Source organism: Streptomyces sp. NPDC050263 (genome assembly GCF_040655955.1).
Taxonomy (GTDB): Bacteria; Actinomycetota; Actinomycetes; order Streptomycetales; family Streptomycetaceae; genus Streptomyces.
Map to the genome: position 1 here is coordinate 40,755 of NZ_JBFAKW010000043.1, position 22,471 is coordinate 63,225.

Genomic DNA, 22,471 nt, shown 5'->3' on the forward strand with positions numbered 1-22,471 from the left:
CCGGCATGGTGGCACCCGCCGTACTCGCGGCCGCGCAGAAGGCCGCGAAGATCGCCAAGACCGCCAAGAAGGCCCGTCAGGCCGCGTCGGGGGGAGGCGGTCAGGGCGAGGGAAAGGGCAAGGACAAGAGCAACCTCAAGCTCTGGCTCGTCCTCGGCGGCAGCGGAGGGCTGCTGACCTTCGGCGGCATGTCCCTGGCGATCGTCGTCCTCATGGGCATGATCGGCGGGACCGGAAACGGCGCCGTCGCGGCTGCCTGCGGCGACTACGCCGACAACGCCGAAGCCGGCAACACCGGTGACGCCGCGGCCACCAACCCGATCCTGCCGGCCGGCAAGATGTACATGCCCAGCGAGACGGCGCGCAACGAGATACCGCCGAAGATGATCCTCGCCGCGATGCGCGCCGCGGCCCGCTACGAGGGCCTCGACTGGGCGCTCATAGCCGGGCAGATGTACCAGGAGACGAAGTACGGCCAGGACAAGTCGGCCGCACCCGGCGGCAAGAACTCCCTCGGCTACATGGGCATCCTGCAGTTCGGCACGCCCGCCTGGACGGACTACGGCGCCGACGGCAACGGCGACGGCAAGAAGGACCTCTACAACATCGACGACGCGGCCTGGGCCGCCGCCAACTTCCTGCACGCCAAGAAGGCCGAGACCCAGGCCTTCAAGGCACTGCAGATCTATTCCGGTTCCACGGCGTCCAACACGATCTACCCGCGGGTCGTCATCACCCAGGCCACCCGCTACCACGGCGTGCTTACGGGCGATCAGGACCTGATCAAGCGCTGGTACGCCCATCTGAAGGCGACCGTCGACAAGAACCCCGACTTCCCCACGCTCGGGCAGCAGTCGGACATCCCGGAGCCGGTCGGCAACAACGCCCAGCCCAGCTCGGCGCTCAGCATCGCCGCGACCTCGCCCCGCTCGTGGTCCACCCCGCCGCTGGACGGCAGCGAAGGAGCGACGACCACGACGGCCATGCAGCCGGCCGCCTACGCGGCGAACACCCTCTCCTCCACCGGCGTCACCACGGTCGCCTTCCCGGCCGCCAAGCAGCCCACCGGCGGGGCCGGGTGGCAGTGGCCGCTCAAGGAGGGCAGCTACACGCTCGGCACCAAGTACCACGAGAACGGCAGCATGTGGAGCCTCGGCTACCACACCGGCCTCGACCTCGTGGCGACCTCCGGCACTCCGATCTACGCGCCGGCCGACGGCAAGATCGTCCACGCGGGCCCCGGCGGCTCGTACGGCAACGAGACGGAGATCCGGCACGCGGACGGCGTCATCACGCTCTACGCCCACCAGACCACCATCAAGGTGTCCGTCGGCCAGACGGTCAAGCGCGGTCAGCAGATCGGCACGGTCGGCGCGACCGGCAACGTCACCGGACCCCACCTGCACTGGGAGGTGCGGGTCCCGGGGGTCGACAACCCGTTCGTCGGCGGCCAGGACGCGGGCCCCGGCATGGTCGACCCCCAGGAGTGGATGAAGGGCCGGATCACCGCCAACCCCGACTACGGCACGGTCCCGGGCTCCGCGGACTCCGACGACCAGGGCAAGGACGCCCAGTACGCCGACTGCGCGGAGGAGAACGGCGGTGCGGCCGTCGCCCCCGACGGCGCCGGCGCCTCCGGTGTTCTCCCCGACTCCGACGACCCGGTGATCCGGGCGGTCCTCGGCTGGGCGCAGCGAGGCATCGGCACCCCGTACGTGTTCGGCGCGCCCCGGCTGCAGGGCCAGAACCCGACCAGCTTCGACTGCTCCAGCTTCACGCAGTGGGCGTACTACATGGCCAGCGGGGGGAAGATCAACATCGGCACGACGACGTACACCCAGGAGCCCTACCTCAAGAAGTACGAGGTGCCCCTGTCCGAGGCCCAGCCCGGCGACGTCATCTTCTTCCGGCCGGAGGGCAACCACTCGGGCCACGTCGGCCTGGTCTGGGACCCCAAGGGCCACAAGATCATCCATGCTCCTCGGCCGGGCAAGTCGGTCGAGTTCAGCAAGTGGGACTACCAGGACGAGATCACCGGCGTCTACCGCGTCCCGATCCCCCAGGGCACGAACGCGGTCGAGGGCGACGGCACGAACAACACCGCGGGTGCCTGAAGCCTGGCGCGCGCCCGCCACTCATGTCTGATCTCACCTGATGGAGCACGGAAGTGACGAAGCCATGTAACGCCCTCATCGCCGGTGCAGTGTTGTCCCTGGGACTGCTCACCGGCTGCGGAGGCGATGACGAGCCGGCGGGTAAGGACGCGACGGGACCGGCCTCCCCGCACGCGTCGGCGTCCGCGGCCATGTCGCTCGCCTACCCGGGCGACCCGATCCCCGGGCTCTCGGCGAAGCCCGCGTGGAGCCTTGCTCAGCAGACCGATGCCTACCAGTGGTGCGCAGGCGACGCCGCTCTGGCGGCCGACAAACAGGTGCAGGACGGCATTTGCGCGGTCGGCGACGCCTTCCTCCTGGTCGAGGACCTGTCCGAGCCGGTCGCGGAGGGCGAGACGGACCCGCAGACGGCGCACTTCGTCGGTCACCTCTACGACGCGGCGACCGGCAAGGAGCGCAAGGCCTTCACCGTCGAGTGCACGTACGACCCGTCCGTGAGTGACGCACCCGGCCGCGACGCGCAGGTCCAGGTGGGCACCTGGAAGGACGGCTCCCCGGCCGTGCTGATCCGCAGCTGCGAGAACACCGAGGCCAGCGGCCTGAAGAAGGCCGCGGTGAAGACCGTCTACACCATGTACGCGCCCAGCGGCACGAAGCTGGGCAGCTCCACGTACACCGACGAGGAGCATGCGGGACTCCCCGTCGTACGGGGGCATGTGCTTCTGCCCGGCGAGGGTGACGAGGACCGCACGCTGGCGCCCATCGGTGGCGGCAAGGACCTCGTGCTTCCCGCGAAGCTCGCCGAGGCCGATCCCATCGGCACCGGACAGGGATACGCGGTCGAGGGCGACGGCAGGAACGAACCCCTGTCGGTGATCGACCGCAGCACGGGCAAGTCCCTCTGGACCACGACGGACCTCACCCCGCCCACGGACGTCGTCGCGCAGATCGAGGACGACGAGGAACCGGATGCCGAGCTCCACGCCCTCCACGGCAACCAGGGAATCCTCGTCTGGTCGGCGAGCGGCTCCAACGACGCGGTGATCACCACCGTCGACCTGCGCACCGGAGCCACCCTGGCCGTCGGTCCACGCACCACGCTCAAGGAGTTCGACCAGGTCGACGTCCCCGTCGTCTCCCCCGACGGCACGACCGCCGTCGTCAACTTCGCCGGAGAAGCGGTGGCCTGGAACACCGCGACAGGTGCCGAGCTGTGGCGACAGGGGGCCGACGAGAAGGAGATCCGACCGGTCGCGGTGACGACGGGCGATGTCCTGTTCGCGGAGCTCGAGTCCGACCAGGGAGCCCTGTCCATGGCGACGAAGAGCCTGATGGGCGTGCTCCCCCAGGGGACGAACGCACCCACGCAGTTCACCACCAACGGCTACACACTCATCCCTGCCGACGACGGCCTCTTCGCTTTCCTGGCGACAAAGGCCTGACCGGCACCCGGCCGATCCCCACACAGGCCAGGAAGTCCAGAAAGGACGGACCCGCGGGTGACCGCAGAACAGCAGAAGAAGCCCCGCGCCGAGGACGACTGGACGTTTGAGATCGTCATCGCCGTCGCGGTCGTGCTCCTGGTCGGGGCCGGCGCCTGGCTCGCGGCGAAGATCGGGGCCGGGTATGCCGACGAGCCCGCGCCGGCGTCCAATCCCCTGACGTTCCTCGTCGAGGTCGTCAAGGGCGACTACCGCTGGCCCGGTTCGGCGGCCGGCGCCGTCGCGGCCGGGGAGGCGGTGGTCGTCGGGCTGCTCGGCCTGGCCGCCTACCGGGTGCGCGAGCGGTTCCGGAACAAGCCCGAGGTGGACGGCGCCGCCAAGCACCTCGCGAAGGGCGAGGAGCTCGGCAAGCTGACCATGAAGGGCGCCGCCGCCACCGCCGAGCGGCTCGGCGTGCAGTCGTCCACGCCCGGCGTGTTCATCGGACGGTCCGTCAAGGGGCGGCAGCCGCTGTACGGGTCCTATGAGGACATGCACGTGGACATCTGGGGGCCGCGGACCGGCAAGACCACCCGGCGTGCCATCCCTGCCATCCTCGACGGGCCCGGCGCCGTTCTCGTCACCTCCAACAAGCGGGACATCGTGGACGCCACCCGGGGTCCGCGCACCGCGCGCGGGCCGGTGTGGGTGTTCGACCCGCAGCAGGTCGCCCAGGAGGAGCCGACCTGGTGGTGGAACCCGCTGTCGTACGTCACCGACGTCGCCAAGGCCCGCAAGATGGCCGACCACTTCGCCAGCGGTTCGCGGGACGCCAATGCCTCCACCGACGCCTTCTTCGACCCGGCCGGCCAGGACCTGCTCGCCAACCTGCTGCTCGCCGCCGCCTGCGCCAAGGCGCCCATCACGCAGATCTACACCTGGCTCTCCAACCCCAAGGACGACGCCCCGGAGCGGATCCTGCGCGGCGCCGGGCACGCCATGTCCGCGGACGGCCTGGCCGGCGTGATCAACGCGCCCGACAAGCAGCGCAGCGGCATCTACGGCGTCGCCCAGCAGATGGCGTCCTGCCTGGTCAACCCGGAAGTCAACCGGTGGGTGACGCCGCCCGCCGACGAGTACGCGGGCGAGTTCAACCCGCACGAGTTCGTGCGCAGCGGCGGCACCCTCTACTCCCTGAGCCGGGAGGGACGCGACTCCGCGGGACCGCTGGTGACCGCGCTCACCGTCGCCGTCGTCGAGGCCGCCGAGGAGTTCGCCACCACGCAGCGCGGCGGGCGGCTCCCGCTGCCCCTCGTCGGCGTGCTCGACGAGGCGGCCAACGTGTGCCGCTGGCGCAACCTTCCCGACCTGTACTCCCACTACGGCTCGCGCGGCATCATCCTGATGACGATCCTGCAGTCCTGGGCGCAGGGCATCGAGGTGTGGGGCGAGCGCGGCATGGAGAAGCTGTGGTCCGCCGCGAACGTCCGGGTCTACGGCGGCGGCGTCTCCGACACCCGCTTCCTGGGCGACCTGAGCGAGCTGGCGGGCGAGTTCGAGCTGCGCGAGTACCAGACCAGCCGTGAGTCGGAGTTCGGCGGCTGGTCCGGCAACCGCGCGATCAGCGAGTCCACGCGCCGCGAGCGGGTGCTCCAGGTCTCCGACCTCGGTGCGATGCCTCCCGGCCGGGCCCTCGTCCTCGCCTCCGGCACCAAGCCGGTGCTGGTCGAGACGGTCCCGTGGTGGGAGGGCGCGTACGCCGCCGAGGTCCAGGCCTCGCTGAAGAAGTACGACCCCGGGGCGCGCTGACCCCACGGCGGACGACGGGGAGAACGCGGAGAACGCGGACGACGGGGAGAACGCGGAGAACGCGGAGAACGCGGAGAACGCGGACGACGGGGAGGGCCCGGAGGCGGTGACACCAGCCTCCGGGCCCTCTCCCGTGTACGTACCGCGTGCCTCGACGATCAGACGCGCGTCGTCGCCCGGCGACGGCGCGTCCCGAACCAGGTCGCCGCGCCGCCGACGGCCAGCAGGGCGGCGGCCAGGGCGCCGTAGAGGGCGCCGTTGCCCGCACCGGTGTCGGCCAGCGAGCCCGTCGTGGTCGTGGTCGTGGTGGCGGAGGGGGAGGCCGACGGGGAGGCGGAGGCGGACGGGGACGGCGAGGTGGACGGCGCGGCGGACGGGGAAGCGGACGGGGTGGTGGACGGCGTGCCGCTCGGCGTGGTGGTGAGGGACGGGCCTGCCTTCACCTGGGTCTCGGCGCCGTTGAAGCCCCAGGAGTCCTCCTGGGAGAAGAGCGCGTCCAGCGGGACGACGGTGTCCTTCTTGATGTCGGTGTTCTTGCCCAGCGAGAGGTAGAGCTTGATGCCCTCGGTGCCCTTGGCGGCGCTGAAGCCCCTGGCTATCGAGGGGAGCTCCCACTCGCTGTCGTTGAACTCCTTCAGCTTCACGATCGCGCCGTCGATCTCGGCCTCGAGAATGAAGTCCGGGTTGCCCGCGCCCTGGCGGAACTGCTGGGCCGACACCGTGCGCTGCAACTCGGCGGGGAACTCGCCCGGGCCGGTGGCGGTGGCGTTCAGCACCAGCTCGGCACGCTGACCGGGCCGGGCGACGGCGCCCGCCTTCTGCTGCCACGCCACGTTCAGCTTGCCGGGCGTGATGGCCGGGTCGGTCTTGAAGACCACGGTGTTGTGGGCCGGGTCCGCCTCCACGTTGGAGGTCAACGGGCCCGCGGTGAGCGTGAAGTCGCCGTCGTTGGTGGGGTAGGACGCGCCGAGGCCGACGGTGACCTTCCAGGTGAACGCGGTCTTCGCCGGGATGGAGAAGCTGGACGCCGCGTTGCCGGTGGCCGGGAAGAACAGGCCCTGGAAGTTGCCGTCCTGCCGTCCGACCCGGGACTTGGTCGCGGGCGCGTCGATCGCGGTCACGTCGAAGACGATGGAGTCCTTCAGCACCGGGCTCGGACCGTTCGGCTCGCCCGGCAGCCAGGCCGCGAACTCCTGTGCCTTGTCGGAGGAGTTGGCGACGGTGAGGACCATCGACTCGGTCGCCCCGCCGCGCTTCAGCGGGGCCCCCGGAGAGGGCGCGCCGAGCGTCATCTTCAGCGCGTGCCCGCCCGCCTTGTCGGCGGCGACGGCGTCGGCCGGGACGAAGGCGGTGCCGGCGACAGCGGCGACGACGGCGGTGGCGGCCGCGGTCCGGAGGCGGTGGGCGGCGACGGAACGAACGGACATGACGAATCCCCCCAAGGAATCAACTGAGCGAAGAGCGGAGAAGCGAAGAGCGGAGAAGCGAAGAGCAGGAAAGAGCGGCGACGAGCCGAGACGAGCCGAGCAGAGAAGAGAGAAGTGCCTGCGCGCCGACCGGTCCTGACCGTCCCCCCGGCGGCTCGCGGTGCACTGATCTTCACCCGGACTTCACGCCTGATCAACCCATCGCTCCGTCACTGCTTCGCAACAGCGCCGGAAGCGGCAATTCCACTGGTCACAGGCGTATTACGGGCTCTCGGCCGGCCGGTTCCCCGGTCGGTTCCCCGGCCGGGTCTTCGCAGTGTCTCTCCGGTGTCTCTCCGGCGTCTCCGCGTTGCCTCCGCCATGTCTTCACGCATGGGACGACCGCTAAGCGGAGGGTGATGTTGCTACTTCGTTAAGTGGTTTTGCTTGACGCCGGAGGCAAGCGCCGCGTTGTCTTTCAGATACCTGGGTCACCATGTCGCACCCATGTCCGCATCGCCCCGAACGCACCTGAAGTGAGCCCCTGAATGCGTCGTTTCGCCATAGCTGTGGTCGCCTCCACGATGTCCCTCTCGCTCGCCGGATGCGGGATGCTGGGGGCCTCGGAGAGCGCCGGCAGTGCGACACCGACCCGGAGCAACGACATCACCGTGGGCGTCCTGATGCCGGAGGAGACGAACACCCGGTACGTGGAGTTCGACTACCCCATCATCAAGAAGAAGGTCGCCGAGCTCACGCAGAACAAGGGCAAGACCGAGTACGCGAACGCCGCCGCGAGCCCCAAGACACAGAACAACCAGATGCAGCAGATGATCGACCAGAAGGTCGACGTCATCCTGCTGGACGCCGTCGACTCGCACGCCATCGCCCCCATGGTGAAGAAGGCCAAGGAAGCGAACATTCCGGTCATCGCCTACGACCGGCTCGCCGAGGGCCCCATCGACGGGTACGTCTCCTTCGACAACGAGCTGGTCGGCGAGGTGCAGGGCCGCACGCTCGTGGAGGCCATCGGCGACGCCCAGCTCAGCGACAAGATCGTCATGGTGAACGGCTCGCCCACCGACCCGAACACCGGGCAGTTCAAGGCGGGCGCGCTCAACGAGCTCAACGGCCGGGTCACGATCGCGAAGACGTACGACACCAACAAGTGGAGCCCGGAGATCGCCCAGGCCAGCATGACGAAGGCGATCGAGGCGATCGGCAAGGACAACATCGCCGGCGTCTACTCCGCCAACGACGCCATGGCCGGCGGCATCATCAAGGCCCTGGAGGCGGCGGGCGTCAGCGACACCGACCTGCCCCCGATCACCGGCCAGGACGCGGAGCTGCCGGCCGTGCAGCGGATCATCAGCGGCGAGCAGTTCATGAGCGTCTACAAGCCGTACCCGAGCGAGGCCGAGGCCGCCGCCGAGGCGGCCGTCGCCAAGGTGCAGGGCCGCAACATCCAGTTCGACGCCCTCACCCGGGACCGGGTCGACAGCCCGACGAACAAGGATATTCCGGCCAAGCTGGTGACCGTGGTCGCGCTGACGAAGAAGAACATCAAGCAGACCGTCGTCGCCGACGGCATCTACACCGTCGCCGACATCTGCACCCCCAAGTTCAAGGCCGCCTGCGACGCCATCGGCCTGAAGTAGTCGTCGCCCCACGGACCCCGCCAGGCGCATTCGGCGCCGGGCGGGGTTCTCTGTGTCACCGGATCGTGCGGGCCCCGGTCAGGCCACCCTGGTGAACTCCACGGTCAAGGTCGCCAGGCAGCGGGAGGACACCGGCCGCAAGTGGGCCAAGAAGGTCGTCCGCGACCACGACGCCATCGCGGTCGAGGACTTCCGCCCGAAGTTCCTCGCCAGGACCACCATGGCCCGCAAGGCCGCTGACGCCGCCATCGGCGCCACCCAAGCAGGCCCTGATCGAGATGGGCCGCAAGCACGGGCGGGACATCCGCCTCGTGCACCCCGCGCACACCACCATGGACTGCGCGCACTGCGATGCGAGAGCCAGGCATCGCCTGCCGCTGGGTGAGCGCACCTACACCTGCACCGCGTGCGGAAACGTGTCCCCACGGGACAAGGACTCCGCCCGCGTGATGCTCGTCCGGGCTGGTCTCACCCCCGGCTGGCGCTGATGGCGGAAGACCTCCTGAAGCGCTGCTCCAGGAGGCGGCCTGAGCCAGGAATCCCCTTCAGGGAGGGGAGGAGTCAATCGGGCATTTCCGGAGTGCACGCATGCACACACGCGTATGCGAGGGGGTGCCGTGGGGCCGGTGCGGCTGCGCGGCCGGGGAGGGACGGTGTACGGGGTGTGCCGGAGAAACCCCTGGCCCGGCCGGACTCCCCCGTGGTCCGGCCGGGTCGGCACTGCTTTCCCCCGAGTGGGGAGCACCCGGGGGGAAGCCCCTGACCCAACGATGCACCGCCGTGCACACCCCGCACCACCGTCAGCTTGTTGCAGTGCGAGGGGAGGAGGCCGGTAGAAACTCACTCAGACAGGTGGTTTTCTCCGGCGTTGGCCGGAGGAGCCGTGTTGCGGAGCCGCTCTCGGCCGCGCATAGTTGCGCTCCGGAACAGGCGTACGGCGGGGGTGGGATGGACGATGACCGGGCACGGGACGGAGGACCATCCACACGGTGCCGACCGACTGTGCGCGGCCGGGGATCGCGTGTATTCCCGGGCCGTGCGGCGCGGTCGGGTGGCGCGGACCGACGCCGAGCCGGTCCCGTGCCTGCTGGAACTGGCGCTGCTGCACCCTGATCCCGACGACATGGACTGGCTGGTGCCGACCTCCCCGCAGGAGGTCATGACCCGGCTGCTGCGCGGCCTCTACGACGAGGTGAGCGCGAGCCGGACGCGGATGGGCTCGGCGGTCGCCGCCTTCGAGTGGTACGCGGGCCTGGGCGGTCCGGCACGGGCCGCGACGGCCGGCGAGGGCGCGGCGATCCGGGTCCTGGACGGCTCCTCCCGCATCCAGGCGGCCCTGGACGCGGCGACCGAGGCGTGTACGACCGAGGTCCTCACCGTGCAGCCCGGAGGCATCCGGCGCGAGCACGAGCTGTCGGAGGGCCTGCACCGCGCGCTGGAGCTGCGCGGCCGGGGCGTGCGCATGCGGGACCTCTACAACCATGTCGCCCGGCACGGCCAGGGGCTGCTCAACTACCTGGAGCTGATGGGCGACGCGGTGGAGGCCCGCACCCTGGACGAGGTCATCGACCGGCTGATCCTCTTCGACCGCACGGTCGCCTTCATCCCGGCCAACGCCGACCGCACGATGGCCCTGGAGCTGCGCCATCCGGCCCTGGTCTCCTACCTGGTGACGGTCTTCGAACGGCTGTGGCGGCTGGCGGTCCCGCTCACCGCCCCGCTCCCCGACACCCGGATCGAGGGCATCTCGCACCGCGAGCAGTCCATCGCCGCCCTGCTGGCGGAGGGCCACCAGGACGCGGTGATCGCCGAGCGCCTGGGCATCAGCGTCCGCACCTGCCGCGCGCACATCGCCCGCCTGTCGGAGACCCTGGGCGCGGCCAGTCGGACCCAGCTGGGGGTACGGATAGCCCAGGTCGGCCTCGACCGCCCGTCGGGTGAGGCGCACACGCAGCCGACAGAACAGACCGACCCGACAGCCGCACCCGGCGGCGTTCCGGCCCCGTCCCCGGCCCCTGTCGAGGTTTCCGACCCCGTGCCCGGGGCTGTTCCGGGGGCTATTCCTGGTGCTGTTCCCGGTCAAGGATCCCCGACCGGCCGATGAGGTAGCCGAGTTGGGCGCGGCTCTCGCTGCCGAGGGTGGCGGCGAGTTTGGCGATGTGGACGCGCGCGGTGCGGATGTTCATGCCGAGGCGGTCGGCGATGACGGCGTCGGTGCAGCCCTCGACGAGAAGGGCGGCGATGGCCTGCTGGCGGGGCGTGACGCCGTCCCGGGACAGCCGCTGGACCGCCTGCGGGTACATCGGCGTGGCCAGCCGCCAGAGCCGGTCGAAGGTGGTCGTGAAGTAGGTCAGCAGGGCGGGGTGGCGGACCTCCAGGGCCAGCCGGCCGTCCTCGCCTGCGGGGATGAAGGCGACCGTGCCGTCGATGACGATGAGACGGTCGGTGACCTCGTCCAGGGTGCGGGCCTCGGCGTCGCCCCGGAGCTGTTCGTAGCGGGCCAGGACGAGCGGCATATGGCGCTGAGTGTGCTGGTAGAGGGTGCGGATGCGGCAGCCCCGGTCGAGCAGGGCCTGGTCGCGGGCCATGGCGACGCCCTGGGCGGTCTCGCCGCGCGGCCCGCTGTAGTGCACGTGCGGCTGGACGCAGAGCACCTCGCTGGTCGCCTCGGCCGTCGCCTCGGTGATGGCCTCGTTGATCCGCTCGGTGCCGCTGAGGAGCCGCAGGGAGGCGGGGTCCGTGGGGGCGGTGCGGCCGCCGGTGATCCGCATGAGGGGTTCGAACAGCGTCGTCAGCTGCTCCTCGCGCCGCCGTTCCTCGGCGATGCGGGTGCCCGAGGCGCGCAGCAGCCGGTGCAGGGCGAGGGCCGGGGCGACGGGTTCGAGCTGGGCCGCGTCGTCCACGGCCGGGTGCACGAGGCCCAGGGAGAGCAGGCACGGGGCCGTGGCCTCGGCTTCCTCGGTCTTGACGCGGCCGAAGCGCAGAGCCTGCTCATAGAGCCTCGTGCCCGCGGTGCAGAGGTTCTCCACGCCGTGGTGGGGGTGCGGCGGCGCGTTCACTGCGGTTGTCCCTCCCCTTCGAGATGTGCGGTCCCCGAGGACGTGCGGATCTTCGAGGACGTGCGGAAGGCCGCGCTCAGGGCTCCTGTTTGAGGATCCCCGACTGGGCTATCAGGAAGCCGAGTTGGGCGCGGCTGCCACTGCCCAGGGCGGTGGCGAGTTTGGCGATGTGGGCTCTGCAGGTGCGTACGTTCATGCCCAGCCGACGGGCGATCGCCTCGTCGACGTGCCCCTCGACGAGGAGCTTGGCGATGGAGTGCTGGATGTCCGTGATGCCGTCGGGCGCGGTCTCGTAGGGGGCGCCGGTGGCGAGCGGGACCGCGCGGCCCCACATGAACTCGAAGACCTTGATGAGGTAGCGGACGAGCCCCGGGTGCCGGAGTTCGAGGGCGACCTGGCCGTCGTCGCGGGTGGGGATGAAGGCCACGGTCTCGTCGCAGATGATCAGCCGCTCCACGAGTTCGTCGATGGTGCGGTACTCCACCTTGCCGTCGGTGAACTGGGAGACGTAGGCGATGGTCTCGGGGCTGTAGCGGGCCGTGTGCTGGTAGAGGGTCCGGATGCGGCAGCCGCGTTCGATCAGCGGTCTGTCGCGTTCGAGCCCCTGGACGAGGGTGTGCTCCAGCCGGCGGCGGCTCGGCTGGACGGTGAGCATCTCGGTCTGGCACTGGGACGTGGCCAGATCGAGCGCCGCGTTGATCCGGTCGATGCCCTCCAGCACCGTGATCGAGTGGGTCGTCGGCGTCGGCTGGGCGCTGAGGGTCATGAACGGCTCGAAAGCGTCGGCGAGCTCCACCGACAGCCGTCTGCGCTGGGTTATCTCGCGTTCGATCGGGTTGAGCAGCTGGGACAGCGCGATCGACGGGGGCACCGGGCGCAGCCAGTTCGCGTCGTCCGGGTCGGCATGGAGCAGGGCGAACTCCATCAAACACGGAGCAGGCTCCACGTCCGCACGGGCGATGCGTCCCGTCCGAAGAGCGTTCCCGTAGAGACGGCGACCTTCCTCGCACAGCTCAGTCGACGCATGAGGATGTGTCTGCTTTGTCTCATTTTTCGTCAAATCTCCACCCCCCAGGGTCCTGAACGTGCAGGAACATGATGCATCGATTGTGTGGCCATGACGTGCCCGAATGGGCCATCGTCGTAGTCGACGGGGGAGAGGTGACCTTCAAATGAGGACGAAGCCGACTATGCATAAGAGAATGCTTCGCTCGGCGCTTGCCGCCGCCTTCTCCGCCGCCCTGGCCTTCGCGGCGGTGAGCGGCCTGACGGGGACGACGGGCGACACGGCGCGAGACAGTACCTGGAGCCCGGGTGCCGGGACGGTCTCGGCGCTCGACAGCACGTGGTCCACTCCTGTGGACGGTGCCGCGGACAGCACGTGGATCGTCACGGCGTCCGACGGGCTGGGTGACAGCACCTGGGTCGCTCCGGTCCGCGACGGCGACAGTACGTGGGCCGCCGAGTCATGACCACGCCACCCGACGACCGCTCCTTCCGCCGCGAAATGGCCACCGCCTACCGCTCCGGCTGGCACTTCATCGACCTGGTCACCGCCATCCCCCACAGCGGTGACTCGTTGATGGTGACCGTGTTCGGCGAGCCGGTGGTCGTGACGCGCGACGAGGACGAGGACGTACGGGCCTACCGGTGCCTGCGCAAGCCCCGGGGGGCGCCGCAGCCCGTGCGGTGTGCCGTTCGATACGGAATGATCTTTGTGAACCTGGACCAGCGGGACCACCGGCTCGTCGAGCCCGAGGCCCCGCCCCTGAAGACCATCTCAGCCACCCCCCGCAGTGCCTGACGCGATTCCCCCGTCGTAACAGATCGCTCAGGTGCTTCCCCCCGCAGCGGCGTCACCGTGACCTGAACACGGTGACGCCGCTGCAGTTTGCGGCGACATTTCCCGCTATGCGCCCGGTTGAGCCTTGGCCGGAAATCGACAGGGGCGGATCCGGTCACCCCGCCCGTCTCACCCGCGTCCCATCGCCCGGGTCAGTTCGATCTCGATCACCACGCGCGCGGGGTTCGGGGTCGGCGTGCGTCCGTAGCGCTGCGCGTACCGGCGCTCCGCGTCCGCGACCCGGTCCGGTTCCGTCACCACGCGTGCCCGGCCCTCCAGCGTGGCCCAGCGCCCGCCGTCCACCTGGCACACCGCGACCCGCGCGCCGGCCGGGCCCGTCGCCAGGATGTTGCCGACCTTCGTGCTGGTCTTGAGCGTGATGACCCGGGCGAGGCGGTTCTCCGGGTCGTAGGTCACTCCGACCGGAACCACGTGCGGACTGCCGTCCGGGCGTGGTGTGGTCAACGTGCACAGATGCCGTTCGCGCCAGAAGGCGAGATACGGATCGTCCGGGGCGCCGGGGTCCTGCGAGTCTGCGGCCATGCTCCGGAACCTAGCCGTTCCCGTACGCCTGGCGCACGCCGCCCGACGACCTTCGCGACGACCTGCGTGAACGGCCTTCGCGACGACCTGCGTGAACGACCTTTCCGAACCTTGAGCGGAATAGACTCAACTTTGTGTACGCTGACTGAGTCAGTACTGAAGCAGTACGGGAGAGCGCTGACGCAAGGAGGAGAACAGCGAACGTGGACGCCGAGCTGACCAACCGGAGCCGGGACGCGATCAACGCGGCCAGCAGCAGAGCCGTGTCCCAGGGACACGCCGACCTCACCCCTGCCCACCTGCTGCTCGCGCTGCTCCAGGGGCAGGACAACGAGAACATCGTCGACCTTCTGGCCGCGGTGGACGCCGACCAGGCCGCCGTGCGGGCCGAAGCCGAGAAGGTGCTCGGCTCGCTGCCCAGCGTGACCGGGTCCACCGTGGCGCCCCCGCAGCCCAACCGCGAGCTGCTGGCCGTCGTCGCCGACGCGCAGAACCGCGCCCGCGAGCTGGGGGACGAATACCTGTCGACCGAGCACCTGCTCCTCGGCATCGCCGCCAAGGGCGGAGCGGCCGGTGAGGTGCTCACCCAGCAGGGCGCCACCGCCAGGAAGCTCCAGGAGGCCTTCCAGAAGGCCCGCGGCACGCGCCGGGTGACCAGCGCCGACCCCGAGGGGCAGTACAAGGCCCTGGAGAAGTTCGGCACCGACTTCACCGCCGCAGCCCGCGAGGGCAAGCTCGACCCGGTCATCGGGCGGGACCAGGAGATCCGGCGGGTCGTGCAGGTCCTCTCCCGCCGCACGAAGAACAACCCCGTCCTCATCGGCGAGCCCGGCGTAGGCAAGACCGCCGTCGTCGAGGGGCTCGCGCAGCGGATCGTCAAGGGCGATGTGCCGGAGTCCCTCAAGGACAAGCGGCTGGTCGCGCTCGACCTCGGCGCGATGGTGGCCGGCGCGAAGTACCGGGGCGAGTTCGAGGAGCGGCTGAAGACCGTCCTGGCCGAGATCAAGAACTCCGACGGCCAGATCATCACCTTCATCGACGAACTGCACACGGTCGTCGGCGCGGGCGCCGGCGGCGACTCCGCGATGGACGCCGGAAACATGCTCAAGCCGATGCTCGCGCGCGGCGAGCTGCGCATGGTCGGCGCGACCACGCTCGACGAGTACCGGGAGCGGATCGAGAAGGACCCGGCGCTGGAGCGCCGCTTCCAGCAGGTGCTGGTGGCGGAGCCGAGCGTCGAGGACTCCATCGCGATCCTGCGCGGTCTCAAGGGCCGCTACGAGGCCCACCACAAGGTGCAGATCGCCGACGCGGCCCTGGTCGCCGCCGCGACCCTCTCCGACCGGTACATCACCTCCCGCTTCCTGCCCGACAAGGCCATCGACCTGGTCGACGAGGCGGCCTCCCGCCTCCGCATGGAGATCGACTCCTCCCCGGTCGAGATCGACGAGCTCCAGCGGTCCGTCGACCGGCTGAAGATGGAGGAGCTGGCCCTCAGCAAGGAGACCGACGCCGCCTCCCGCGAGCGCCTGGACAAACTGCGCCGCGACCTCGCCGACAAGGAGGAGGAGCTGCGCGGTCTCAACGCTCGCTGGGAGAAGGAGAAGCAGTCCCTCAACCGGGTCGGCGAGCTGAAGGAGAAGCTCGACGAACTGCGCGGCCAGGCCGAGCGCGCCCAGCGCGACGGCGACTTCGACACCGCCAGCAAGCTGCTCTACGGCGAGATCCCGGCCGTGGAACGCGACCTGGAGGAGGCCTCGGAGGCCGAGGAGGAGGCCGCCAGGGACACCATGGTCAAGGAGGAGGTCGGCTCGGACGACATCGCCGACGTCGTCGCCTCCTGGACCGGCATCCCGGCCGGCCGCCTCCTGGAGGGCGAGACGCAGAAGCTGCTGCGCATGGAGGACGAACTGGGCCGCCGGCTGATCGGCCAGAGCGAAGCCGTCCAGGCCGTCTCGGACGCCGTGCGCCGCTCCCGCGCGGGCATCGCCGACCCCGACCGCCCCACCGGCTCGTTCCTCTTCCTCGGCCCGACCGGCGTGGGCAAGACCGAGCTGGCCAAGGCCCTCGCCGACTTCCTCTTCGACGACGAGCGGGCCATGATCCGCATCGACATGTCGGAGTACGGCGAGAAGCACAGCGTCGCCCGCCTGGTCGGCGCGCCTCCCGGCTACATCGGCTACGAGGAGGGCGGCCAGCTCACCGAGGCGGTCCGCAGGCGCCCGTACTCCGTGGTCCTGCTGGACGAGGTGGAGAAGGCGCACCCGGAGGTCTTCGACATCCTGCTCCAGGTCCTCGACGACGGCCGGCTCACCGACGGCCAGGGCCGCACGGTCGACTTCCGCAACGCGATCCTGGTGCTGACCTCCAACCTGGGCAGCCAGTACCTGGTCGACCCGGTGACCACCGAGGCGGAGAAGAAGCAGCAGGTCCTGGAGGTGGTGAGGGCCTCCTTCAAGCCGGAGTTCCTCAACCGGCTCGACGACCTGGTCGTCTTCTCGGCCCTGAACAAGGAGGAGCTCGGCCGGATCGCCCGCCTTCAGATCGACCGGCTCGCGAGGCGGCTCGCCGAACGCCGGCTCACCCTGGAGGTCACCGACGCGGCCCTGGCCTGGCTCGCCGAGGAGGGCAACGACCCGGCGTACGGCGCGCGGCCCCTGCGCCGCCTGGTCCAGACGGCGATCGGCGACCGCCTGGCCAAGGAGATCCTGGCGGGCGAGGTGAAGGACGGCGACACGGTCCGGGTGGACGCCTTCGGCGAGGGCCTGATCGTGGGCCCGGCGACCGGCAAGACGCTGTAGCGCCCCTGCCCCTGCCCCTGCCCCTGCCCCGTCACCTCACGTCACCTCACGTCATGTCACGTCATGTCACGTCGTGAACGCCGAGTACCGCACCCGTGCGGTCTCGGCGTTCACGTACGTCACGTTCACGTTGACGTAGTACGCGTCCGCCCCAGGGTGCTCGGTGACGTCGAGCTGGAAGCAGTAGTCCGAGCCCTGCGCGCAGGCCTCGGTCCCCGGGCCGCCCGGCTCGGGGGCCTCCGGATAGGCGTCCGTCAGCCAGGCGTCGACGCCCGCGCGCGGCATCCGGAAGTCCGCCTGGTAGTTCGTGTCCAGCCAGGACTCCCTCGTGCACTCGGCGTCCTGTGCGCCGGTCGGCAGCTCGGCCCCGCCGAACGCCAGCGCCTCGGCGCAGGGCACCTTCTCGATCCGGGTCCCGTCGAGCTCCTCGTCGTCGGTCAGCACCCAGACGGCGACCAGCACCAGCAGGCCGACCACCAGCAGCACCGGCAGGGCGAGGATCGCCGCCACCACGCCCCACCTGGTCCGGCCCCGTGGCTCCGGCCCCGGCGGCACACCGGCCCCGCTTCGCTCGTTCGCCATGTGAATCCCCTCCCGCTGTTCACCGCGGCTTCGCGCAACAGGCCGGATCATGTCAGCTCACGGCTGACAGGAGCCGGCCGGGCTTGCCACCCCCCTCCCCGCATGGGGGAGGATGGCGGGATCCGTACGAAGGGAAAAACACGGTGAGCATCGACCCGTCCTCGATTCCGAACTTCGGGGGCCAGCCAGAGCCGCAGCCCCAGGGTGGACCGGCGGGCCCCGTCGTCCCGGATCAGGATCTCGTGAAGCAGCTCCTCGACCAGATGGAGCTGAAGTACGTCGTCGACGACGAGGGTGACCTCGCGGCGCCGTGGGAGGAGTTCCGTACGTATTTCATGTTCCGCGGCGAGGGTGACCAGTCGGTCTACTCGGTGCGGACGTTCTACGACCGGCCCCACCAGATCGACGACAAGGCGCAGCTGCTGGAGTCGATCGACGACTGGAACCGGCGCACCCTGTGGCCCAAGGTCTACACCCACACCCACGACGACGGCACCGTCCGCCTCATCGGCGAGGCGCAGCTGCTGATCGGCACCGGCGTCAACATCGAGCTGTTCGTCTCCTCGACGGTGAGCTGGGTGCGGGCGGCCATCGAGTTCGACAAGTGGCTGGTGGAGCAGCTGGGCCTGGAGAAGGACGTCGACGACGCCGAGGCGAAGTCCGACGACCAGCCGGAGGACGGCGACGAGTAGGTCGCACGACCCGGCCCGAGCGCACAAAGGCGGGCGCCCGTCCACAGCCTGTGGACGGGCGCCCGCCTTTCTCCGGCGCCCGCCTTCCTGCCGCCGGAGCTCAGCGGGCCAGTGCCTTCAGCCGGGTCGCCGCCTCCTCCAGCACGCTCACCTTCTTGCAGAACGCGAACCGCACGAACGGGGCGCCCGCCTCGCGGTGGTCGTAGTAGACGGCGTTCGGGATGGCGACCACGCCCGCCCGCTCGGGCAGCGAGCGGCAGAACGCGAAGCCGTCGCTCTCGCCGAGGGAGCGGATGTCGGTGGTGATGAAGTAGGTGCCGGCCGGCCGGAAGACCGCGAAGCCGGCCTCCGCGAGCCCCGCCGCCGGCAGGTTCCGCTTGGCCAGCAGGTCCGCCCGGAAGGCGTCGAAGCAGCTGTCGGGCAGGGCGAGGGCCTCGGCGACCGCGTACTGGAACGGGCCGGACGACACATACGTCAGGAACTGCTTCGCCGAGCGCACCGCCGTGACCAGACCGGGCGTCGCGGTGACCCAGCCGACGCCGCATTCACACACCTATTCGTTTGTCGCGCGGCGACCTGTCCGGACCAGGTTCACAGCCGTACCGCGGGGTTCGGTGACAGGGCTCTGCCCGCCGTACCCTGACCACACGCGGGAAGGAGCCGTCCATGAGCGTCGACGCGATCGTGCACACCGAGTTCCCCAAGGGGTACACGGTCCTGTGCGGGGCCGACGGGAAGGTGATCCTGACTCCGCAGAGCTTCGAGCACTCCAGCACGATCAAGTCGATGCAGTACGACACGATCGTGTCGCTCGGACGCCACGCGAAGACCGCCTCCGACGTCTGCATCGACTTCCCCGCCGACGAGAACTCCGGCGGCCGGCGGTCGGCCTGCTGGGGGTGTTGGCAGAGGGCTATGCCCCGGATCAGTGTTGCGGGGGGGCGTGGAGCCGCTGCCGCCGTCAGTTCGCCGTCTCCTGCGCCGTCCCCCGGACCGGGCTCACCGAGAAGGCCGCCTCCCCTGCCACGGCCACGATCGCCTCGTGCACCAGCAGCACGCTCGGGATCGTGTTCTGCGCCGAGGCGCCCGGGTCGTCCAGCTTGGGCGTGGTCCAGCGGACGGCCCCGGTGTCTTGGTCGAGGGCGGCGAGGCGACCGTAGCGGTTGGTGAAGTAGACGGTGTCGTACGTCGTCGAGTACACCGGAGCCGACAGGTTCTCGATCTGCGTGTCCCGCTGCCACAGCCGGGTGCCGTTGGAGGCATCGACCGCGGTGACCGTCCCGTCGGGGCGGACGAAGTACACGGTCCCGTCGATCACGGTCGGCGTGCCGCGAGGGGTGCCTTTCAGGGGAATCCTGGTGGCGGTGCCGGTGTTCGGGTTCACCCGCAGCAGAGCGGTGTACGACTCGTCCTGGCCATCGCCTGACTGGTACCCGGTGGTGTTCTTCGGCAGCACGAACAGCGGCCCTCCGGCGAGGGTGCCCAGCGGCGTCGCGCTCACGGGCAGCGGGTCGAGTTCGTCCGCCGTGCCGTCGGCCGGGTCGAAGCGCAGCAGGCCGGCCGGGCCCTTGCCGGGGTCGTTCGCGTCGGCGCAGAGGCCGTAGGGAGCGTTGCCCAGGACCACCGGGGAACAGAGGCTGCCCGCCGACGACTTGGCCGGGGTGCGCCACAGGTCCTTGCCCGTGGTGGCGTCGAGGGCGACGAACTCCTTCGCGGTGTCCGACATCGCCAGGACGCCGCCGTCGAACAGGGCGACGCGGGCAGTCGCGCTGACATCACGGGTCCAGACGCGTTTGCCGGTGTCGGCGTCGAGGGCGAGCACCCGCTGGTCCGCGTACACCTCGTCTGGCTGCTCGTATGTGTACACGATCCCGTTCCGCACGCCCAAGGGCCGCTCGGCCGCCTGGGAACTGTTCCCGTACCGCCACGCGACGCGGCCCGAGGCGGCGTCGAGACGGGCCACCGTGAAGCCGGTGCCCGCGCAGTACAGGGCGGATCCGGCGGACACGCAGCCGGCGTCCACACTGCCCACGTTGACGCTCTGCGAGTCGTCCCGCACGGCTCGGGTGAGATTCGTCTCCCAGGGCCGCCAGCCGGTGGGAAGTGCCGGGGGCGAGGACGCTGAGGCGCTCGCGCCGGGACGGGCATCGTCGGACCGCGCGTTCGACTTGAGGTGGTACACCGACGCGGACACCCCGGTGACGGCCAGGACCGCGCCGAGGACAACCAGCCGACGCGTGCGGCGGCCGCGACCGGCGTGCCCGGCGGCGGTGGTGTCGCCGGCACCCCGGGAGTGCTTCCGGTGTCCCGCCACGGTCGGCGGGCCGCCCACCGCCACGGCGTCGGCCGTGTCCGGCAGAGAACTGAACAGCCGTTGCAATTCGGCCAGTTGAGGCCTTTCGGCCGGGTCTTTGGCCAGGCAGCGCTCGACGATGCCCAGCAGCGGCTCCGGTACGCCGTCCAAGGAGGGCTGCTCGTGCACCACCTGATAGCCCGTCATATATGGGCTGCCGCCGTCGAAGGGACGGTTCCCGGTGGCGGCGTACACCAGGAGCGAGCCGAGCGAGAAGACGTCCGAGGCGGCGGTGACGTCCTTGGGCGAGGCGAACTGCTCCGGGGACATGAAGGGAGGGGTGCCGATGAGGCGTCCGGTCACGGTGAGGGTCTCGTTGTCGGCCGCCCGAGAGATGCCGAAGTCGATGACGCGCGGGCCGTCGTCGGCCATCAGCACGTTGCTCGGCTTCAGGTCCCGGTGCACGACACCGGCCTGGTGGATGTCCCGCAGCGCCTCCACCAGCCCCAGGGCCAGCGTGCGCAGTCCGGATCCGCCGAGTGCGCCCTGCTCGGCGACGATGACATCGAGGGTGCGGCCCGGCACGTACAGCGTCGCCATCCACGGCAGTTCGGCGTCCGCGTCCGCGTCCACGACGGGGGCGGTGAACGCTCCGCTGACTCGCCGTGCCGCCACGATCTCCTGGCGGAAACGTGTGCGGAACTCCTCGTCCTGCGCGTATTGCGCGTGTACGACCTTGACGGCGACGTGGCGTCCGGAGGCGGAGCGGCCGAGGTAGACGACTCCCATGCCGCCACTGCCGAGCCGGTCGACGAGCAGGTAGCCGCCTATCGCCCCGATGGACCCCGACTCCCCGGTGCTCAGCGGCATCGCTGGTCCACCTTTCCAAGTCCCACACGTCACGGAATCGTTCAGCGGCAACAGACTAGTCCGCGTCCGGGGGTACCCCGGCGCTGCCAGGGCCGCCGCCCTGCGCGACACCCGAAGGACACCGCACAGCCTCCGACGCTTCGTGCGTGCAGAAGGCGGAGCGAACCCGGCACCTGCACCGCGGACGGTGCAGGTGCCGGGCCGACCGGAGGCTGGACACGGCTCCGGCTCACTCCGCTGGGACGCCACGGACTGCGCGAGTACCTGCTTGCCGAGGGATTCCACGCTCCTCTCATCGGCGAACTGGCTGATGCCGACGCCCCGACCTTGCTCGACGCCCTGCTCGACTACGACCAGGAGGCCGCCCACTCCGAGATCACCGGATGGATCAGCCGTCGGGGCCAGGGCTCAGCGGCAGTCCAGATCATCGACGCCTGCGCCGGTCCGGAAGCCGATGCGGCCCTCCTCCGCCTTGCCGCCGCGCCGGTGCTCGCGGAACTCGATGAACCGAGAGCTCTCGCGGTCCTGCGCAAAGCCGCGGCCTCCCAGGTCCCCGGCTGCGCCGAGACCGCGGCGCTTGCGCTGGCCGGCCGTGGTGAGATCCCCGAGGGACACGGTCCGGGACTCCAGATGTGGGGGCACGTGGACCATCTGTGGGGTCCACTCGGCGTGGCGGACGAGGCACTTGCCATGTTCCTGGAACAGGAGGGGGACTCGGCGCTGCCGCTGCTGGAGCAGGCCGCCGACGATCTGTGGCGCTGTGACCACCCCGCCACCGGGGCCGTTCTGGATGCGGCGGGGCGGCTTCTGCGGGTTCGGGACAAGGCGCTGGCCAAGCGACTGCGCAGGTCCGCGACCAAAATCGGATCCCAGCGTCGCCGATGAGGAGCCGACGTGCTGACCGCTACGCGACGCTGAGGCCGACAGAGGCTGTGCTCGATCCGCTCGAGTCCGGTCAGCTCTCGTAGCGGTAGCGGCACTGTGCGATCAGGACGCCATCCTCGGTGGCCTTGTAGATCAGCCGGTGCTCGTCGTTGATGCGGCGCGACCAGTAGCCCTGGAACCCGTGCTTGAGTGGTTCCGGGTTGCCGAGCCGTCGCTCTCGCCGAGGGGGCGGATGTCGGTGGTGACGAAGTACGTGCCTGCCGGCCGGAACACATCGAAGCCCGCCTGCTCCAGCCCGTCAGCGAGAAGTTCCCTCTTGCCGCGCATATCGGCGCGGAACTCCTCGAAGTAGCTGTCCGGCAGGTGCAGGGCCTCCGCGACCGCGTACTGGAAGGGTCCGGAGGCCACGTACGTCAGGAACTGCTTCGCGGAGCGGACGGCGGTCACGAGTTCTGCGGTACCGGTCACCCAGGCCACGCCGTGTTCACGCACCTA

At 70.3% G+C, this 22,471-nt stretch carries 16 protein-coding genes and 4 pseudogenes; 11 read left to right on the plus strand and 9 right to left on the minus strand.

Annotated elements, in window-relative coordinates:
* The first annotated feature begins 5 nt into the window (after window positions 1-5).
* Genes AB0J04_RS20765 through AB0J04_RS20775 form a run of 3 tightly spaced genes read left to right on the plus strand, consistent with a single transcriptional unit; the run spans window position 6 to window position 5,344 of the window.
* Window positions 6-2,114: a peptidoglycan DD-metalloendopeptidase family protein gene (locus AB0J04_RS20765; protein WP_363169984.1), complete on the plus strand. Its 2,109-nt coding sequence runs from the start codon at window positions 6-8 to the stop codon at window positions 2,112-2,114.
* A 53-nt stretch (window positions 2,115-2,167) separates the two neighbouring features.
* On the plus strand, window positions 2,168-3,556 hold the full coding sequence (locus AB0J04_RS20770; protein WP_363169985.1) for a PQQ-binding-like beta-propeller repeat protein: 1,389 nt from the start codon (window positions 2,168-2,170) through the stop codon (window positions 3,554-3,556).
* A gap of 57 nt (window positions 3,557-3,613) precedes the next feature.
* Window positions 3,614-5,344, plus strand: a complete 1,731-nt coding sequence (locus AB0J04_RS20775) for a TraM recognition domain-containing protein (RefSeq protein ID WP_363169986.1) — start codon at window positions 3,614-3,616, stop codon at window positions 5,342-5,344.
* 158 nt (window positions 5,345-5,502) lie between these two features.
* Here AB0J04_RS20775 and AB0J04_RS20780 read toward each other — a convergent pair whose 3' ends face one another.
* Complete coding sequence (locus tag AB0J04_RS20780; RefSeq protein WP_363169987.1) at window positions 5,503-6,771, minus strand: hypothetical protein; 1,269 nt, start codon at window positions 6,769-6,771, stop codon at window positions 5,503-5,505.
* A 527-nt stretch (window positions 6,772-7,298) separates the two neighbouring features.
* Between AB0J04_RS20780 and AB0J04_RS20785 the strand changes: the two genes are divergently transcribed.
* From AB0J04_RS20785 to AB0J04_RS20795, 3 genes and pseudogenes are all read left to right on the plus strand, one after another.
* Window positions 7,299-8,408, plus strand: coding sequence for a substrate-binding domain-containing protein (locus AB0J04_RS20785; RefSeq protein WP_363169988.1), 1,110 nt, complete (start codon window positions 7,299-7,301; stop codon window positions 8,406-8,408).
* A 106-nt stretch (window positions 8,409-8,514) separates the two neighbouring features.
* Window positions 8,515-8,939: pseudogene (locus tag AB0J04_RS20790) on the plus strand (transposase); the annotation flags it as partial.
* A gap of 424 nt (window positions 8,940-9,363) precedes the next feature.
* Window positions 9,364-10,512 (plus strand): LuxR C-terminal-related transcriptional regulator, encoded by a 1,149-nt coding sequence (locus AB0J04_RS20795; RefSeq protein WP_363169989.1) that lies wholly within the window; start codon window positions 9,364-9,366, stop codon window positions 10,510-10,512.
* On the opposite strand, the gene AB0J04_RS20800 is transcribed toward AB0J04_RS20795, so the two are convergent.
* Both AB0J04_RS20800 and AB0J04_RS20805 read right to left on the minus strand, forming a co-directional pair.
* A complete protein-coding gene (locus tag AB0J04_RS20800; protein ID WP_363169990.1) occupies window positions 10,466-11,467 on the minus strand; it encodes a helix-turn-helix transcriptional regulator in 1,002 nt (333 codons plus the stop codon). The two genes, AB0J04_RS20795 and AB0J04_RS20800, sit on opposite strands and share 47 nt — an antisense overlap.
* 76 nt (window positions 11,468-11,543) lie before the next feature.
* A complete protein-coding gene (locus AB0J04_RS20805) occupies window positions 11,544-12,527 on the minus strand; it encodes a helix-turn-helix transcriptional regulator (RefSeq protein WP_358802501.1) in 984 nt (327 codons plus the stop codon).
* 142 nt (window positions 12,528-12,669) lie between these two features.
* Here AB0J04_RS20805 and AB0J04_RS20810 point away from each other — a divergent pair, with 142 nt between their 5' ends.
* Both AB0J04_RS20810 and AB0J04_RS20815 read left to right on the plus strand, forming a co-directional pair.
* Window positions 12,670-12,939 carry a hypothetical protein gene (locus AB0J04_RS20810; RefSeq protein ID WP_363169992.1) on the plus strand — a complete coding sequence of 90 codons (270 nt, stop codon included), beginning with the start codon at window positions 12,670-12,672 and terminating at the stop codon, window positions 12,937-12,939.
* Window positions 12,936-13,271 carry a hypothetical protein gene (locus tag AB0J04_RS20815; RefSeq protein WP_363169993.1) on the plus strand — a complete coding sequence of 112 codons (336 nt, stop codon included), beginning with the start codon at window positions 12,936-12,938 and terminating at the stop codon, window positions 13,269-13,271. The genes AB0J04_RS20810 and AB0J04_RS20815 overlap by 4 nt, the downstream gene beginning before the upstream one ends.
* A 168-nt stretch (window positions 13,272-13,439) precedes the next feature.
* Here the strand turns inward: AB0J04_RS20815 and AB0J04_RS20820 are convergent, their stop codons facing one another.
* Window positions 13,440-13,853 (minus strand): TIGR03618 family F420-dependent PPOX class oxidoreductase, encoded by a 414-nt coding sequence (locus AB0J04_RS20820; protein ID WP_363169994.1) that lies wholly within the window; start codon window positions 13,851-13,853, stop codon window positions 13,440-13,442.
* Between the two features lie 203 nt (window positions 13,854-14,056).
* On the opposite strand from AB0J04_RS20820, the gene clpB reads away from it, so the two are divergent.
* Window positions 14,057-16,654 carry an ATP-dependent chaperone ClpB gene (clpB, locus tag AB0J04_RS20825; protein ID WP_363169995.1) on the plus strand — a complete coding sequence of 866 codons (2,598 nt, stop codon included), beginning with the start codon at window positions 14,057-14,059 and terminating at the stop codon, window positions 16,652-16,654.
* A 66-nt stretch (window positions 16,655-16,720) separates the two neighbouring features.
* On the opposite strand, the gene AB0J04_RS20830 is transcribed toward clpB, so the two are convergent.
* Window positions 16,721-17,236: a hypothetical protein gene (locus tag AB0J04_RS20830; RefSeq protein WP_363169996.1), complete on the minus strand. Its 516-nt coding sequence runs from the start codon at window positions 17,234-17,236 to the stop codon at window positions 16,721-16,723.
* 143 nt (window positions 17,237-17,379) lie between these two features.
* Here AB0J04_RS20830 and AB0J04_RS20835 point away from each other — a divergent pair, with 143 nt between their 5' ends.
* The gene (locus AB0J04_RS20835; protein WP_363169997.1) at window positions 17,380-17,928 is read left to right on the plus strand and encodes a YbjN domain-containing protein; all 549 of its coding nucleotides are present in this window, start codon (window positions 17,380-17,382) and stop codon (window positions 17,926-17,928) included.
* 100 nt (window positions 17,929-18,028) lie between these two features.
* On the opposite strand, the pseudogene AB0J04_RS20840 reads toward AB0J04_RS20835, so the two are convergent.
* A pseudogene (locus AB0J04_RS20840) lies at window positions 18,029-18,466 on the minus strand (aminotransferase class I/II-fold pyridoxal phosphate-dependent enzyme); the annotation flags it as partial.
* A 423-nt stretch (window positions 18,467-18,889) separates the two neighbouring features.
* A complete protein-coding gene (locus AB0J04_RS20845; protein WP_363169998.1) occupies window positions 18,890-21,091 on the minus strand; it encodes a PQQ-binding-like beta-propeller repeat protein in 2,202 nt (733 codons plus the stop codon).
* A gap of 327 nt (window positions 21,092-21,418) precedes the next feature.
* On the opposite strand from AB0J04_RS20845, the gene AB0J04_RS20850 reads away from it, so the two are divergent.
* Entirely contained in the window at window positions 21,419-21,976 is a 558-nt protein-coding gene (locus AB0J04_RS20850) for a hypothetical protein (RefSeq protein WP_363169999.1), read from the plus strand.
* 70 nt (window positions 21,977-22,046) lie between these two features.
* On the opposite strand, the pseudogene AB0J04_RS20855 reads toward AB0J04_RS20850, so the two are convergent.
* Window positions 22,047-22,184, minus strand: a pseudogene (locus AB0J04_RS20855) (Txe/YoeB family addiction module toxin); the annotation flags it as partial.
* Window positions 22,184-22,447: pseudogene (locus tag AB0J04_RS20860) on the minus strand (aminotransferase class I/II-fold pyridoxal phosphate-dependent enzyme); the annotation flags it as partial. The pseudogenes AB0J04_RS20860 and AB0J04_RS20855, both read right to left, overlap by 1 nt.
* Window positions 22,448-22,471 lie beyond the last annotated feature (24 nt).